Raw genomic sequence first — 13,783 nt, forward strand, 5'->3', positions numbered from 1 at the left:
GCGATATGACCGAGATGAGTAATGCGCTCTGTACCAGCACCTGGGCGAAAGAGAACGGGGCCCTGTTCTATAACAATGAGGTTTATATCCGCGACGATGCGCAGGCGTATGCCCTGCTGGAGATGCGCCGCGTGCTGGGGCGCTCCTATGCCCCGACGATCCTGACGGCGGACGCGTTTGACGAACTGCTGACCAATATCTGGCAGCAGAACAGCGGCGTCTCGCAGCAGCTTGTGGACGACATGGACGCCGATATTGACCTGATGGCGTTAACCGAGGAGATCCCGGACAACGAAGATCTGCTCGATAACGACGAGAACTCGCCGGTGATCCGCCTGATCAACGCCATTATGGGCGAAGCGGTGAAGGAGGGGGCCTCCGATATTCATATCGAGACCTTCGAGCGCACCCTGAGCATTCGTTTTCGCGTTGACGGCGTGCTGCGTCCGGTGCTGCAGCCGGCGCGCAAGCTCGCGCCGCTGCTGGTGTCGCGTATCAAAGTGATGTCCAAACTGGACATCGCCGAAAAACGTCTCCCCCAGGACGGCCGTATCTCCCTGCGCATTGGCCGCAAGGCCATTGACGTGCGTGTCTCCACCATTCCTTCCCAGTATGGCGAGCGGGTGGTGATGCGTCTGCTGGACAAGAGCAACCTTAAGCCGGACATCAACAAGCTCGGTCTGATTGACGAAGAGCTGGTGAAGTTAAAGGGACTGATTGAACGTCCGCACGGCATCATCCTGGTGACCGGCCCGACCGGTTCGGGGAAAAGTACCACCCTGTACGCGCTGCTGTCGGCGCTTAACGGTCATGAACGTAACATTCTGACCGTGGAAGATCCGATCGAGTATGAACTGGAAGGGGTAGGGCAGACCCAGGTCAACCCGCGCGTGGACATGACCTTTGCGCGCGGACTGCGCGCCATTCTGCGCCAGGACCCGGACGTGGTGATGATCGGGGAAATTCGTGACGGTGAAACCGCGCAAATCGCAGTACAGGCCTCGCTCACCGGTCACCTGGTGATGTCTACGCTGCATACCAACAGTGCGGCGGGCGCCATTACCCGTCTGCGCGATATGGGGCTGGAGTCATTTTTAATTGGTTCGTCGCTGCTTGGCGTCATTGCCCAGCGTCTGGTGCGTCGGCTGTGTCCGCACTGCCGCACGACCAGTCCGCTGGATGACAATGAGAAAGCGCTGTTCACCTTTATGGAAACGCCGCCGAAAGCGATTTATCGCGCCGCGGGCTGTGAACAGTGTCGCCAGAGCGGCTACCAGGGACGCGCAGGCATCCACGAATTTCTGGTGGTCGACAGCGCCATGCGCCGAGCGATCCATGAAGACAAAGATGAGATGTCCATCGAAACGCAGCTTTTCAAAGAGGCCTACAGCCTGCGTGAAAACGGTCTGCTGAAGGTGATCTCCGGCGTGACCTCGCTGGAAGAGGTGATGCGTGTCACCGCCGAGCGCGGGGGGGATGCGTAATGGCCTGGTATGCATGGTCCGCGACGGACGCCGCGGGGAAAACCCAGCGCGGCAGCCTGCAGGCCGAAGGGCCAAAGCAGGTGCGCCAGATGCTGCGCGAACAGAAGCTGATGCCGGTGAACATTGCGCCGACCAGCGATCCGGCGGCGGGAAAAAACGCCCGTAAAGGGGCAAAACTGTCGATTCCGGTGCTGTCGATGTTTACCCGACAGCTCGCGACGCTGGTCAATGCCGCGCTGCCGCTGGAGAGTGCGCTGAGGGCGATTGCGAAGCAGACGGAAGATAAAACCCTGGCGGCGATGGTGACCGAGGTCCGCGACAAGATTGTGGAAGGTCACACGCTGTTCGACGCCTTCAGCCAGTTTCCGCGCAGCTTCGACAAGCTCTACTGCACCCTGGTGATGGCCGGTGAAAAGACCGGCCATCTCGGCGGCGTGCTGGAAAAGCTCGCCGAGTACAACGAGCAGCGCCAGAAGATGAAAAGCAAGCTCACCCAGGCGATGGTCTACCCCATCACCCTGACGGTGGTGGCGATCGCGGTGATCTCCATTCTGCTGGTCGCCGTGGTGCCTCAGGTCATCGACCAGTTCACCCACATGAAACAAGAGCTGCCGGTGACCACCCGCACGCTGATTGCGGTGAGCGACTTTTTACAGGCCTGGGGCATCGTTATCGCCGGCGGCCTGTTCGGGGCGTCGGCGAGCTTTAAATTTTGGATAAAAAAAGAAAAGAACCGATTTGTTTATCATCGGTGGCTGTTGCTAAATTCGCCGCTGAAAAAACTGGTCTGCGCCATCAACAGCGCGCGCTACATCCGCACGCTGAGTATTTTGCAGGCCAGCAGCGTTCCGTTGCTGGAGGGGATGTACATCGCGATGGACGGGATTGAAAACCTCTATGCCCGGCAGGTGCTTGAGCAGGCGGCGGACACCGTGCGCCAGGGGGCATCCCTCTACAACGCGCTGGAACAGGCGAGAATTTTCCCACCCACCATGCTCTACATGGTGGCGTCCGGGGAGGAGAGCGGCGAGCTGGGCTCGTTGATGGATCGTGCGGCGGAAAACCAGGAATCTGCATTACAGCATCGAATTACGTTAACGCTGTCGGTATTTGAGCCGGCACTGGTAGTAACTATGGCGACCGTTGTCTTATTTATCGTTCTTTCAATATTACAACCGCTTCTTCAACTTAATAATATGGTGGGTTAATCATGTCAGTTAAAAAAAATAGCCTGAAGCGTCAGGCGGGATTTACGCTGCTCGAATTAATGGTAGTGATCGTTATTCTCGGTGTGCTGGCCAGTATGGTCGTGCCTAATTTAATGGGCAATAAAGAAAAAGCCGATATTCAGAAAGCGACCAGCGATATTGTGGCGCTGGAAGGTTCGCTGGATATGTACAAACTCGACAACCATCGCTATCCGACCACCGAGCAGGGGCTGCAGGCGCTGGTGACCAAACCTGAAATTGCGCCTATTCCAAAAGGCTACCGTGACGACGGCTATATTCGTCGCCTGCCGCAGGATCCATGGGGCAATGACTATATTCTGGTCAGCCCGGGTGAGCATGGCGCTGTTGATATTTTCTCAGCTGGTCCGGATGCAGAAGCGAATACTGCCGACGATATCAGCAACTGGTCTTTTGATAAAAAAGATAAGTAATGAATAAGCAACGTGGATTTACCCTGCTGGAAATTATCGTGGCGCTGGTGATATTCGCCCTGAGCGCCATGATGGTGGTCACCACCATTCCATCACGCAGCGGCGCAGATACATTTGGTCAGCAGCTAAAATCCCTCGTTGAATATGGTTCTGACCGTGCGGTAATGGACGGAAATATTGTCGGGCTGGTGATGACCTCGTCAGAATTTGAACTGGTTACGCAGGTTGGCAATAGCGGTGAACGCCACTGGGCACCGCTCAAGGCGGGACGAATCGCCACCCGCGGCGAGTTTCCTGAGGAGATGCATGTCTCCCTCTCATCGCGAACGCTGGCAGCCACGCTGGACGATGAACCGCAAATCCTTTTTTTGCCGGACGGCGAGCTTAGCCGCTTCACGCTCAGCCTTGAAAGCCTGGATAAAAAGCAGCGCTTTCACGTGACGTCACAAGGCTCTGTTCCGGTGGTGGTGGAAAACGATGACTAAACGCAAGACCAAAGAGCAGGGGATGACCCTGCTGGAAGTGATGGTGGCGCTGGTGATTTTCTCCACCGCGGCGCTGGCGCTGATGAACTCCGTCACCCTGAACGTGCGCTTTACCCACAGCCTGTCGGAAACGCTGCAGGCCGGCTGGGTGGCGGAAAACCAGCTGGCGCAAGCTCAGCTGGCGCAGGCCGATTTCCCGGACGCCGAGCAGGTAGGCACCGAAACCATGGGCGGACAAACCTGGACCTGGCATATCCAGCGGGTGAAAACCGCCGAAAATACCTTTGCCGATGAGGTACGGGTTTACAGCGAAGGAAGCGAAGCGCAACCGGTGGTGGCTCTTCAGCTCGCCGAACCGGAGGTGGCTAGTGAGTAAGGTGCAGCGTCAGCAGGGATTTACCCTGCTGGAAATTATGATTGCGCTGGCCATCTTCGCGGTGATCGCCATTCTCGCCTGGCAAATTCTCGACGGGGCGATGCGCACCTCGACGGCCAGCGACGAGGCGGCGACGAAGGTGACGGCGCTTCAGCGCACGTACAACCTGCTCTCGCGTGACTTTTATCAGCTGCAGGCTCGCGCGCCGCGCAACAGCGGCGAGGTGTTCGTTCAGCAGCAGAATGGTCTGGAACTGACAACCCTGAACGGCATCAGCGGTCAGGTGCAGCTGGAGCGGGTGCGCTGGACGTTAAAGGACAAACGCCTGTGGCGCAACGTCTGGGTTGCTATCGACGGTCCCGCGAGCGCGCAGCCGGAAGAAGTGCCGATTCTGAACGATGTGAAAGCGATGACATGGCGCTTCTGGCACGAAGGCTGGCAGGAAAAATGGACCGACATCGGCCATCAGCCTGACGGCGTTGAGCTGAATCTGACCATGGAAAACGGCGAAACCTGGCGCTGGGTTTTTATCACTCCCGGCGATATGCCTGAGATCCAGACCGCGCCAAAAGAGACGAATGCGGACCCGGCGCAGCCGGCAGCGGAGAATGCGGCCCAGCCCGTAACAACCCCGCAGCCCGATACGGTAGTCGATCCAGGAGTGAGTTCATGAGCGGCAAAACAGCGCGAAAAGAGCGTGGCGTGGCGCTACTGGTAGTGCTGATCCTGCTGGTGATGATGTCCGCCCTGGCGGCGAAAATCAGTCAGCAGTTCTGCCGCCACCTGCAAAAAACGCATTATCAGGTCAGCCAGCAGACGCTGCGCTGGGCCATTGCCCGTCAACAGAAGGTACTGGAAAACGTATTGCAGAAAGCGGCCAGTTCGGAAGGGGCGGGGCTGCCGCCGCAAGGTGACTGGGCCCAGCCCCTGGAAACCCACGGGGATAACTACACCGTGGTGAGTCAGGTGGAGGATGCCCGGACCTGCTTTAACGTCAATAGTCTGTTGGTCGTTGACGCGGCGCCAGCGGCCCCGGCCGACCCAACTGCGCTGCCGGAAAAACCGGTCAAAGAGCAAATTATCGAACAACTGCTGACGGAAAGTGGCGTCGGTACGCTGGCGGCAGAAGAGATTTACCAGCAGCTGGTGGATTATCTTGACGCCGACGACGTGACGGTAAAACAGGGCCAGGAGGCCGATGCCTGGGCGAACGTGACGCCCGCCCGCGGTCCGGCGAATCAAATGATGCGCACCATCAACGAAATCAGACTGCTGCCCGCCTTTCCGCAGGCGGCGTGGCCGAAGGTCAGCAGGCTGCTGTGCGCCTTGCCGGATACGGATGGCACCATAAATGTGAATACCTTAACACGCGAACAGGCTCCGCTGCTGGCGGCGGTTTTTACCGGCGTGTTAAGCACGGACGACGCTGCCCGCCTGATCGATTCACGCCCGGAGGAGGGGTGGGCGTCGCTGGAGGCATTCAGCAAAGTGCTGGAGAGCAACTATCCGCAGACCAAAGATATCCTGGCGCAGATTCAGGACAGGGTTGCGGTCAACAGTCGCTATTTTCGGGTGGATACCACCGGCAATACCGATGATTTAACGCTGCGCGTCGTCAGCCAGCTTCACGTTGACAGTGAGGCTGGCAAGGTCGTGACCTGGCAACGCCGCTACCGAATGGTTGAATAAGATAAGTAGAAGATAATGAAAAAGGTGCTTTTTATTCGTCCCGACACCCGCGAGGACGGCAAAATTTGGTGGTGTGAATCCGGTAACGATCGGGTGGAGTCTCTGACGGGCTGGAGCGCGCTGAGCGAACTTTCCAGCCACCCGCTTTCTCAGCAGGTGTGCCTGTTGCTGCCGGCGAGCGAGACGATCTTTCGTCATTTTACCCTGCCGAAAAAAGGGCTTTCAGCCCAGACGGCGCCGTTCTCGTGGATGGCGGAAGAGACGCTGCTCGGCGAGGTGGAGACGCTGCACTGGACGGTGCTGAACAAAAAGGGGCCGGAGGTGGATGCCGTGGCCATCGACGCTGCACGTCTGCGCCACTGGCTTGCGCTGTTCGCTCAGGCGGGGCTCACGGTGGTCCAGGCGCTGCCGGATGCCTGGCTGCTGCCGGTGAGCGAAGGGGGCACGACGCTGGTGAGCCTGGAGGAGAGTTACTGGCTGCGTTTTTCCCCCGGCAGCGCTGGCGAAGCCGATATGGTTCTTCTGCCTCTGCTGTTGAGTAAATGCCCGGCGGGTGAAGTGTGCTGCTACGGCGATGCGCCGCAGGAAGTACAGGTGGATGAACGGCTGGCGTGGCAGCATCCGCTGGTACTGATCCAGCCCCAGTGGCAGGGCTGTCGTATCAACATGCTGCACGGTGAGTTTTCCGGGCGCAGCGCCAGCGGTCCGCGTTTTCGCCACGCGAAAACGGCCCTCGCGGCGGCGGCGCTGCTTTGCGTCGGCCTGCTGATCGGCCCCCGCGTTGGTATGGCGTGGATGCTCGCTCATCAGCAAAACGAGATCCGCGGGGAGATGACCACCGTAGCGCAGCATTATTTTCCGACCCTGCGCCAGACCAGCAATCTGAAGTACTACGTCGGGCAAAATATCAGCAAGGCGAAGAAAGGGGTCTTCCTGCAGCTCGAAGCGCTGAATCAAATCAGGCAGTCATTATCGTCTCTGGAGATCAACAGCGTGGAATATGACGAAACGCAAAATCAGCTGACGCTAAATGTGAAGTCCATGGATAAACAGACCCTGCAGGATTTTGTCGCCCGCAGCGCCGAGACTTTTGACTTTGCGATGCAGCCGATCTCCGGCGAGGCGCCTTATACCGCCATTATTACCGGGAGCTATAAATGAAAACGCAAATAGCCCAGTTAAAAAGCCGCTGGCAAAATTATAGTTCACGCGAGCGTCATTTATTTAAACTCTGCGGCGGGGCATTCTGCTGTGCGATGGTGTATTACGGCGCGATGATGCCGCTCGATACGCTGATCAAAAATAACGAGGCCGTGTTATTTAAGCAGAAGCAGACGCTGAACTGGATGCGCCAGGAAATTGATAAAAACCATCTCCAGTCCAGAAGGGTCAATACCCCGAACCCGCGCAGCGTGGTGGAAGAAAGTGCCAAAGTCGTGCACGTCGCGTTGACTGACGTGCGTCAGGAAGGGCAGTCGCTGACCTTTGATGTCGAGCGCGTCAGCGTTTCTGCCCTGCAAAACTGGCTGCGTGAGATGAACGTCTCTTCCGGGATCCATCTGGAGAAACTCGCGTTGACGCCGGTGGATCGTCAGAGTGACGTGAAAGCGCACATTACGCTGAGCTGGGCGAAAAGCGCATGAACCCGCTAATGCTGTTGCAGCAGGCGAATCTGCCGGGTCTGTGCGTCATGAGCGGAGCGCTGGGCGCGATCCTCGGCAGTTTCCTCGGCGTAGTGGCGGAGCGTATTCCGCCGCTGGTAATGGAAGAAGAGGGGGCAGGCAATCTGCTGTTTCCCGCCTCTCACTGCCCGGAATGCCGTCACGCCCTGAGCGCGTGGGAAAATATTCCCATCATTAGCTGGTGTGCGCTGCGCGGCCGCTGCCGCCACTGCCATAGCGCGATTCCGCTGCGGCTGCTGATGGTGGAAGTCTGTAGCGCTCTCTTCTTTGCCGCCAGCGCCGCGCTGGCACCGTCGTTTTCGGCGCTGATCGCGCTGTGGGTGATGTGGAGCCTGCTCCTGCCGCTGGTGGTGATCGATGCGCGCCATATGCTGCTGCCGGACTGCCTGACCCAGCCGCTGCTGTGGACGGGGCTGATGTTCCATGCCCTGTTCCGTACGCTACCGCTGACCGATGCTATCTATGGCGCGGTGGCGGGCTATCTCTCACTCTGGCTGGTTTACTGGGCATTCCGACTGCTGACCGGCCGGGAAGGATTAGGCTATGGTGATTTTAAGCTGCTGGCGGCGCTGGGCGCCTGGTGCGGCTGGCAGGCGTTACCCTCTATTGTGCTTATCGCGTCGCTGGGGGGCATTATCGTGCATTGCCTGTTAAAACCCTTTGAGAATAAAAATAACCTTATTTCCTTTGGCCCCTATATTGCATTTTCCGGGCTGATTGTATTTATCGCGCAAACTTCGCATTTCATCCTTTAAATAATGTAGTCAAGTTTTTTTTGAAATTTTTTCATTGGGGGAATGAAAGGAGAAAATAAATTCCCCACTGTATTCTTCTCTCCGCAATAAAAGATTTGTTGAAGCTTTTATGAGTGGAGGAAGGTACAGCGCAATAATAAACAGGTCTTTCGCGAACCAGAAACGTTCACGATTAATTTATCAGTAAATAACGTTTGTCCATGTTTAATGGAAAAGCATGGGTATTTAATTTCACAAATCGTATTATCAGGATCAAATAATGAAATTTCTGAAGCCTAAATATCTGGCACTCTTCGTTGCAGCGGCTGCAAGCCCGGTGTTCGCAGCAGTGCCCGGTAAAGCAACTATCACCAGTGGTAATGATAAATTTGCCATTGTTGAAGTTGATCAGTCTGCTTCTGCTTACAACAACCTCGTCAAAATCCATGATGGCGCCGATGTTAAAGTGCAGTGGGATGTCTGGAGCGGCGCGGCGCCGACGTCAGCGAAAGTGCTGCTCGACGGCAAAACCGTCTGGACCGGTGCAGGCAGCATGTCCGGTACGGCAACATTTAAAGTGACCAAAGGCGGTCGCTATCAGGAAACGGTTGAACTCTGCAATGCCAGCGGCTGCAGCACCAGCGCCAGCAAACTGATTATCGTCGCGGATACCGACGGTAGCCATCTGCTGCCACTCAACACCACCATGCAGGAAAATAATAAAACCCTCTCTAAGCACACCGATAAAGTGGTCGGTGCCTATTTCCCTGAGTGGGGTGTTTACGACCGTAATTTCCCGGTGGATAAAATCCCGGCAGCTAACCTCAACCACATTCTGTACGGCTTCATTCCGATCTGCGGCGGCGATGGCATCAACGACAGCCTGAAAACCATCGAAGGCGGTAACAGCTTCGAAGCGCTGAAACGCGCCTGTGCGGGCCGTCAGGACTTCCAGGTAGCGATTCACGACCCGTGGGCCGCACTGCAGAAACCTCAGGCTGGCGTCAGCAACTGGGACGACCCCTACAAAGGCAACTTCGGCCAGCTGATGGCGATGAAGAAAGCCAATCCAGGGCTGAAGGTGCTGCCGTCTATCGGTGGCTGGACGCTGTCTGACCCGTTCTTCAAAATGCACGACCCGGCGATCCGCGCGCGCTTCGTCGCGTCCGTAAAAGATTTCCTGAAAACCTGGAAATTCTTCGACGGCGTAGACATCGACTGGGAATTCCCGGGCGGTGGTGGCGAAAACGCCGCGCTGGGCAACCCGCAGCAGGATAAAGAGACGTATACCGCGCTGATGCGCGAACTGCGCGCCATGATGAATGAACTGTCAGCCGAAACCGGCCGTACCTTTGAACTGACCTCAGCAATCGGTTCTGGCAGCGACAAAATTGAAGACGTTGATTACACCACTGCCCAGCAGTACATGGACCACATCTTCCTGATGAGCTACGACTTCTACGGCGGCTGGAGTAACACCGAGTTGGGCCATCAGAATGCGCTGCGTGCGCCGGCGAACAAACCTGATACTAACTACACCACTGAAAACGGCGTCAATGCGCTGCTGGCGCAGGGTGTACAGCCCGGCAAAATTGTCGTGGGGACGGCCATGTACGGTCGCGGCTGGACCGGCGTTCACGGTTACAGCAATAACAACCCGTTCACCGGCACGGCAACGGGCATGGTGAAAGGGACCTGGGAGCCGGGCGTGGTTGACTATCGTCAGATCGTTAACGAGTACAAAGGCAAAGCGGGCTGGGAATACAACTATGACGCTACCGCTGAAGCGCCGTATCTGTTTAACAAAACCACCGGCGATCTGATCACCTATGAAGACGCGCGTTCCGCAACGGCGAAAGGTCAGTATGTGCTGGCGAAAAACCTGGGCGGTCTGTTTGCCTGGTCCATCGACTCCGATACCGGAGACATTCTGAACGCGATGAATGAAAGCCTGACGGGCGGCGGCGCTGCGCCGGTTGATCCGGTGGTGACCAACCATGCGCCGGTGGCGACTTCCGCTGATCAGACTGTCACCGGTCCGGTAACCGTGACCCTGGATGGTTCTGCCTCCACCGATCCGGATGGCGATGCCATCACCTACAAGTGGACGCAGATCTCTGGCCCGTCGGTGACCATCACCAACAGCACCAAAGCGAAAGCGACCTTCAACGTTGCCGCTGTCACCAGTAACCAGACTCTGGCGTTCCGCCTGACGGTCACTGACGCGAAAGGGTTGAGCAGCACCGCTGACGTTCAGGTCGTGAACAAAGCGCCGAAAGCAAACCAGGCGCCGGTGGTGAACCAGATGGAAGCCGTGACGCTGGAAGCGGGCCAGAGCTACTCTCTGCACGCGCAGGCGAGCGATCCAGATGGCGACGCGCTGACCTACTCCTGGAGCGTTCCTGCGAATATGCAGGCGACAGGCGCGGATACCGCGAACCTGAACATCACCGCGCCGGACGTGGACACGGAATCCACTTACACGCTGACCGTGGTGGTAAGCGATGGCAAGTCCAGCGTACAGACTAACGTCCAGGTGACGGTAACGCCTAAAGCGGCTGAAACCCCGTCTGATGAAGGTAACACCCCATCCGATGAAGGCAACACGCCGTCTGACGAAGGTAACACCCCATCCGATGAAGGCAACACGCCGTCTGATGAAGGTAACACCCCATCCGATGAAGGCAATACGCCGTCTGACGAAGGTTCTGCCACCAATAGCTGCGATAAGCCTGTTGACGCCAACGCCAGCAAATATGCTGCCTGGAGCGCAAGCAAGGTTTACAACGCGGGCAATACCGTCAGCTTCGACAACCTGGTCTGGAAAGCAAAATACTGGACTCAGGGCAACCAGCCGGGCTTCGGTGTGGATGCATGGGAGCTGGTCAGTCAGGTGAAATTCAACTGGCGCTCCGACGTGGTCTATAACGGCGGCGACACCACGACCTACAACGGTTTCACCTACACCGCAAAATGGTGGACGAAGGGTGATAAACCAGGTAGCAGCGATGTATGGGTGAAAAAAGGCCCGGCGGCTGACTGCCAGTAAGTCACGGCCATAACAATGCGGGTAAGAAACTTGCCCGCCCTCACGGTTCACGTCCTGCGACGGACGTGAACCGTAAATCAGGAAACAGAGCCATAAGCGCGTAAGGAGACAATGAAAAAGAGCCGGACTGAAAATGAAAACGTTATTTTTATTGTTGCTGATAATAAGCCATAGCGTCTTTGCCAACTGCTGGGATAAAGCCGCCCGTTATTATCATGTGGATCCTTACCTGTTGTATGCCATTGCTAATGTTGAATCGGGAATGAACCCCAATGCGATTGGACAGAATAATGATGGCACGCGTGATGTCGGCCTGATGCAGATTAACAGTTCACATTTTTCCGAGCTGGAGCGAAAAGGCATTAATGAGTACCGGTTAATTACCGAGCCCTGCACCTCGATTATGGTTGGCGCATCGATATTATCCGGAATGATTAAAGTCTATGGCTATAACTGGGAGGCGGTCGGTGCCTATAACGCGGGTTTGAAAAAAGAGAATTACCCGCAGCGCATGGTCTATGCCCGTAAGGTCTGGAATAAATATCAGAAGTTAAAACGTAGCACCCGTAACCGTTATTATTATTGATTTTTGTTTTTTGAAGAGTACCGAATAGTGTTCTTCATAAAACGAAAACTGCTCCCGGGTTTATTTATTAAATGATTAATAAATAAACCGCGAAAAAATTAACTTTTATAGACCCTTAATATCATTAAGAGGACCATTGACATGAACAAAAGAACATTACTCAGTGTTCTTATTGCGGGCGCATGTGTTGCACCGTTTATGGCTCAGGCAACCCTGCTGCAGGCCAGCAGCGAACCTTACACCCTTAAGGCCAGCGATCTGCAGAAGAAAGAGCAGGAGTTAACCAACTTCCCGCTGATGGCTTCGGTGAAGTCAACCATCCGCACGCTGGACAACAGCCTGGTGGAACAAATTGAGCCTGGTAAATCGACAAACCCGGAAAACGTTAAGCGCGTGGAAGGGATTATCAAGGCCAGCGACTGGGATTATCTCTTCCCACTGCGTGCGCCGGAATATACGTACAGCAACTTCCTGAAAGCGGTCGGTAAATTCCCGGCACTGTGCCAGACCTATACCGATGGTCGTAACAGCGATGCCATCTGCCGTAAGTCTCTGGCAACCATGTTCGCGCACTTCGCGCAGGAAACTGGCGGCCACGAGTCCTGGCGTCCGGAAGCCGAGTGGCGTCAGGCGCTGGTTTACGTGCGTGAGATGGGCTGGAGCGAAGGTCAGAAGGGCGGATATAACGGCGAATGTAACCCGGATGTCTGGCAGGGGCAGACCTGGCCGTGCGGTAAAGACAAAGATGGCGATTTCGTTAGCTATTTTGGCCGCGGTGCGAAACAACTCTCCTATAACTACAACTACGGCCCGTTCTCTGAAGCGATGTACGGCGACGTCCGCGTACTGCTGGACAAACCTGAGCTGGTGGCGGACACCTGGCTGAACCTTGCTTCCGCGATCTTCTTCTTCGCCTACCCGCAGCCGCCAAAACCAAGCATGCTGCAGGTTATCGACGGCACATGGCAGCCGAACGATCACGATAAGGCGAATGGTCTGGTACCGGGCTTCGGAGTGACCACGCAGATCATCAACGGCGGCGTGGAGTGTGGCGGCCCGACTGAGATCGCCCAGTCTCAAAACCGTATCAAATACTACAAAGAGTTCGCCAACTACCTGAAAGTGCCTGTTCCGTCTAACGAAGTGCTGGGCTGCGCCAACATGAAGCAGTTCGACGAAGGCGGTGCTGGCGCGCTGAAGATCTACTGGGAACAGGACTGGGGATGGAGCGCGGATACCCCGTCAGGCCAGACCTACTCTTGCCAGCTGGTGGGTTACCAGACGCCATTCAGCGCCTTTAAAGAGGGTGACTACACCAAATGCGTGAAGCATTTCTTCAATGTGAACGTGGTGGGTGAAGACGGGACTTCCGACGGCGGTAGCGTCACGCCAGCCCCGACGCCGACCCCTGTCGACCCAACGGACGAAGGCAACACCACGCCGGTGCCAGACGATAACACCCCGGCTCCGGACGATAATACGCCAGCGCCGGTAAACCATGCGCCGGTAGCAAAAATCGCCGGTCCGGTGGGTGCGGTTGAAGCGGGTAAATCTGTTTCTCTGAACGCGTCTGGCTCGACCGACGAAGACGGTAACCACCTGACTTATACCTGGACAGCTCCGAACGGCCAGACCGTAAGCGGCGAAGATAAAGCGATTATTACCTTCAATGCGCCGGAAGTGGCAGCGGCGACGCAGTACCCGATCAACCTTACCGTCAGTGACGGCGAGCTGAGCAGCACCACCAGCTATACGCTGAACGTACAGGCTAAGCAGACCAACGGCGGCCAGACCGGGACTTACCCGACCTGGACCTCCAAAACCAAATGGAAAGCAGGCGATATCGTTAACAACCGCGGCCAGCTGTTCCAGTGCAAACCTTATCCGTACAGCGGCTGGTGCAATAACGCGCCATCCTACTACGAGCCAGGTAAAGGGATTGCATGGCAGGACGCGTGGACTGCGCTGTAATCAGCAAAACAGCAAAATGACAAACGGCAACCTTCGGGTTGCCGTTTTTTTCTCATCGTAAAAATGC

The 13,783-nt window shown here is 56.3% G+C and carries 13 protein-coding genes; all 13 read left to right on the forward strand.

Annotated elements, in window-relative coordinates:
* The first annotated feature begins 5 nt into the window (after positions 1-5).
* Positions 6-1,484 (forward strand): type II secretion system ATPase GspE, encoded by a 1,479-nt coding sequence (gene gspE, locus NUX24_RS01320; protein ID WP_257829446.1) that lies wholly within the window; start codon positions 6-8, stop codon positions 1,482-1,484.
* Positions 1,484-2,692 carry a type II secretion system inner membrane protein GspF gene (gene gspF / locus NUX24_RS01325; RefSeq protein ID WP_257829448.1) on the forward strand — a complete coding sequence of 403 codons (1,209 nt, stop codon included), beginning with the start codon at positions 1,484-1,486 and terminating at the stop codon, positions 2,690-2,692. Before gspE ends, gspF begins: the two co-directional genes overlap by 1 nt.
* Positions 2,693-2,694: 2 nt before the next feature.
* Positions 2,695-3,144 carry a type II secretion system major pseudopilin GspG gene (gene gspG, locus NUX24_RS01330; RefSeq protein WP_126786626.1) on the forward strand — a complete coding sequence of 150 codons (450 nt, stop codon included), beginning with the start codon at positions 2,695-2,697 and terminating at the stop codon, positions 3,142-3,144.
* A complete protein-coding gene (gene gspH, locus NUX24_RS01335; RefSeq protein WP_193804736.1) occupies positions 3,144-3,629 on the forward strand; it encodes a type II secretion system minor pseudopilin GspH in 486 nt (161 codons plus the stop codon). The genes gspG and gspH overlap by 1 nt, the downstream gene beginning before the upstream one ends.
* Entirely contained in the window at positions 3,622-4,005 is a 384-nt protein-coding gene (gene gspI, locus NUX24_RS01340) for a type II secretion system minor pseudopilin GspI (RefSeq protein ID WP_257829456.1), read from the forward strand. The genes gspH and gspI overlap by 8 nt, the downstream gene beginning before the upstream one ends.
* Positions 3,998-4,678 (forward strand): type II secretion system minor pseudopilin GspJ, encoded by a 681-nt coding sequence (gene gspJ, locus NUX24_RS01345; protein WP_126328123.1) that lies wholly within the window; start codon positions 3,998-4,000, stop codon positions 4,676-4,678. Before gspI ends, gspJ begins: the two co-directional genes overlap by 8 nt.
* On the forward strand, positions 4,675-5,694 hold the full coding sequence (gspK, locus tag NUX24_RS01350) for a type II secretion system minor pseudopilin GspK (protein ID WP_257829458.1): 1,020 nt from the start codon (positions 4,675-4,677) through the stop codon (positions 5,692-5,694). The genes gspJ and gspK overlap by 4 nt, the downstream gene beginning before the upstream one ends.
* Positions 5,695-5,709: 15 nt before the next feature.
* Complete coding sequence (gene gspL / locus NUX24_RS01355; protein WP_047653140.1) at positions 5,710-6,855, forward strand: type II secretion system protein GspL; 1,146 nt, start codon at positions 5,710-5,712, stop codon at positions 6,853-6,855.
* Entirely contained in the window at positions 6,852-7,337 is a 486-nt protein-coding gene (locus NUX24_RS01360) for a type II secretion system protein M (RefSeq protein ID WP_257829461.1), read from the forward strand. The genes gspL and NUX24_RS01360 overlap by 4 nt, the downstream gene beginning before the upstream one ends.
* Complete coding sequence (locus tag NUX24_RS01365; RefSeq protein WP_257829464.1) at positions 7,334-8,131, forward strand: A24 family peptidase; 798 nt, start codon at positions 7,334-7,336, stop codon at positions 8,129-8,131. Before NUX24_RS01360 ends, NUX24_RS01365 begins: the two co-directional genes overlap by 4 nt.
* Before the next feature lie 259 nt (positions 8,132-8,390).
* Positions 8,391-11,159 (forward strand): glycosyl hydrolase family 18 protein, encoded by a 2,769-nt coding sequence (locus NUX24_RS01370; RefSeq protein WP_257829466.1) that lies wholly within the window; start codon positions 8,391-8,393, stop codon positions 11,157-11,159.
* A gap of 133 nt (positions 11,160-11,292) precedes the next feature.
* Positions 11,293-11,745: a type III secretion system invasion protein IagB gene (iagB, locus tag NUX24_RS01375; RefSeq protein WP_047653136.1), complete on the forward strand. Its 453-nt coding sequence runs from the start codon at positions 11,293-11,295 to the stop codon at positions 11,743-11,745.
* A gap of 141 nt (positions 11,746-11,886) precedes the next feature.
* On the forward strand, positions 11,887-13,716 hold the full coding sequence (locus NUX24_RS01380) for a chitinase (RefSeq protein WP_047653135.1): 1,830 nt from the start codon (positions 11,887-11,889) through the stop codon (positions 13,714-13,716).
* Positions 13,717-13,783 lie beyond the last annotated feature (67 nt).

The sequence above is a fragment of the Enterobacter sp. HG048 genome, assembly GCF_024702055.1.
GTDB lineage: Bacteria > Pseudomonadota > Gammaproteobacteria > Enterobacterales > Enterobacteriaceae > Enterobacter > Enterobacter dykesii.

What these genes read in the sequence shown, in the direction of transcription:
- gspE (WP_257829446.1), top strand. Translation starts at nt 6, where the DNA reads ATGACCGAGATGAGTAATGCGCTCTGTACCAGCACCTGGGCGAAAGAG.
- gspF (WP_257829448.1), top strand. Translation starts at nt 1,484, where the DNA reads ATGGCCTGGTATGCATGGTCCGCGACGGACGCCGCGGGGAAAACCCAG.
- gspG (WP_126786626.1), top strand. Translation starts at nt 2,695, where the DNA reads ATGTCAGTTAAAAAAAATAGCCTGAAGCGTCAGGCGGGATTTACGCTG.
- gspH (WP_193804736.1), top strand. Translation starts at nt 3,144, where the DNA reads ATGAATAAGCAACGTGGATTTACCCTGCTGGAAATTATCGTGGCGCTG.
- gspI (WP_257829456.1), top strand. Translation starts at nt 3,622, where the DNA reads ATGACTAAACGCAAGACCAAAGAGCAGGGGATGACCCTGCTGGAAGTG.
- gspK (WP_257829458.1), top strand. Translation starts at nt 4,675, where the DNA reads ATGAGCGGCAAAACAGCGCGAAAAGAGCGTGGCGTGGCGCTACTGGTA.
- gspL (WP_047653140.1), top strand. Translation starts at nt 5,710, where the DNA reads ATGAAAAAGGTGCTTTTTATTCGTCCCGACACCCGCGAGGACGGCAAA.
- NUX24_RS01360 (WP_257829461.1), top strand. Translation starts at nt 6,852, where the DNA reads ATGAAAACGCAAATAGCCCAGTTAAAAAGCCGCTGGCAAAATTATAGT.
- NUX24_RS01365 (WP_257829464.1), top strand. Translation starts at nt 7,334, where the DNA reads ATGAACCCGCTAATGCTGTTGCAGCAGGCGAATCTGCCGGGTCTGTGC.
- NUX24_RS01370 (WP_257829466.1), top strand. Translation starts at nt 8,391, where the DNA reads ATGAAATTTCTGAAGCCTAAATATCTGGCACTCTTCGTTGCAGCGGCT.
- iagB (WP_047653136.1), top strand. Translation starts at nt 11,293, where the DNA reads ATGAAAACGTTATTTTTATTGTTGCTGATAATAAGCCATAGCGTCTTT.
- NUX24_RS01380 (WP_047653135.1), top strand. Translation starts at nt 11,887, where the DNA reads ATGAACAAAAGAACATTACTCAGTGTTCTTATTGCGGGCGCATGTGTT.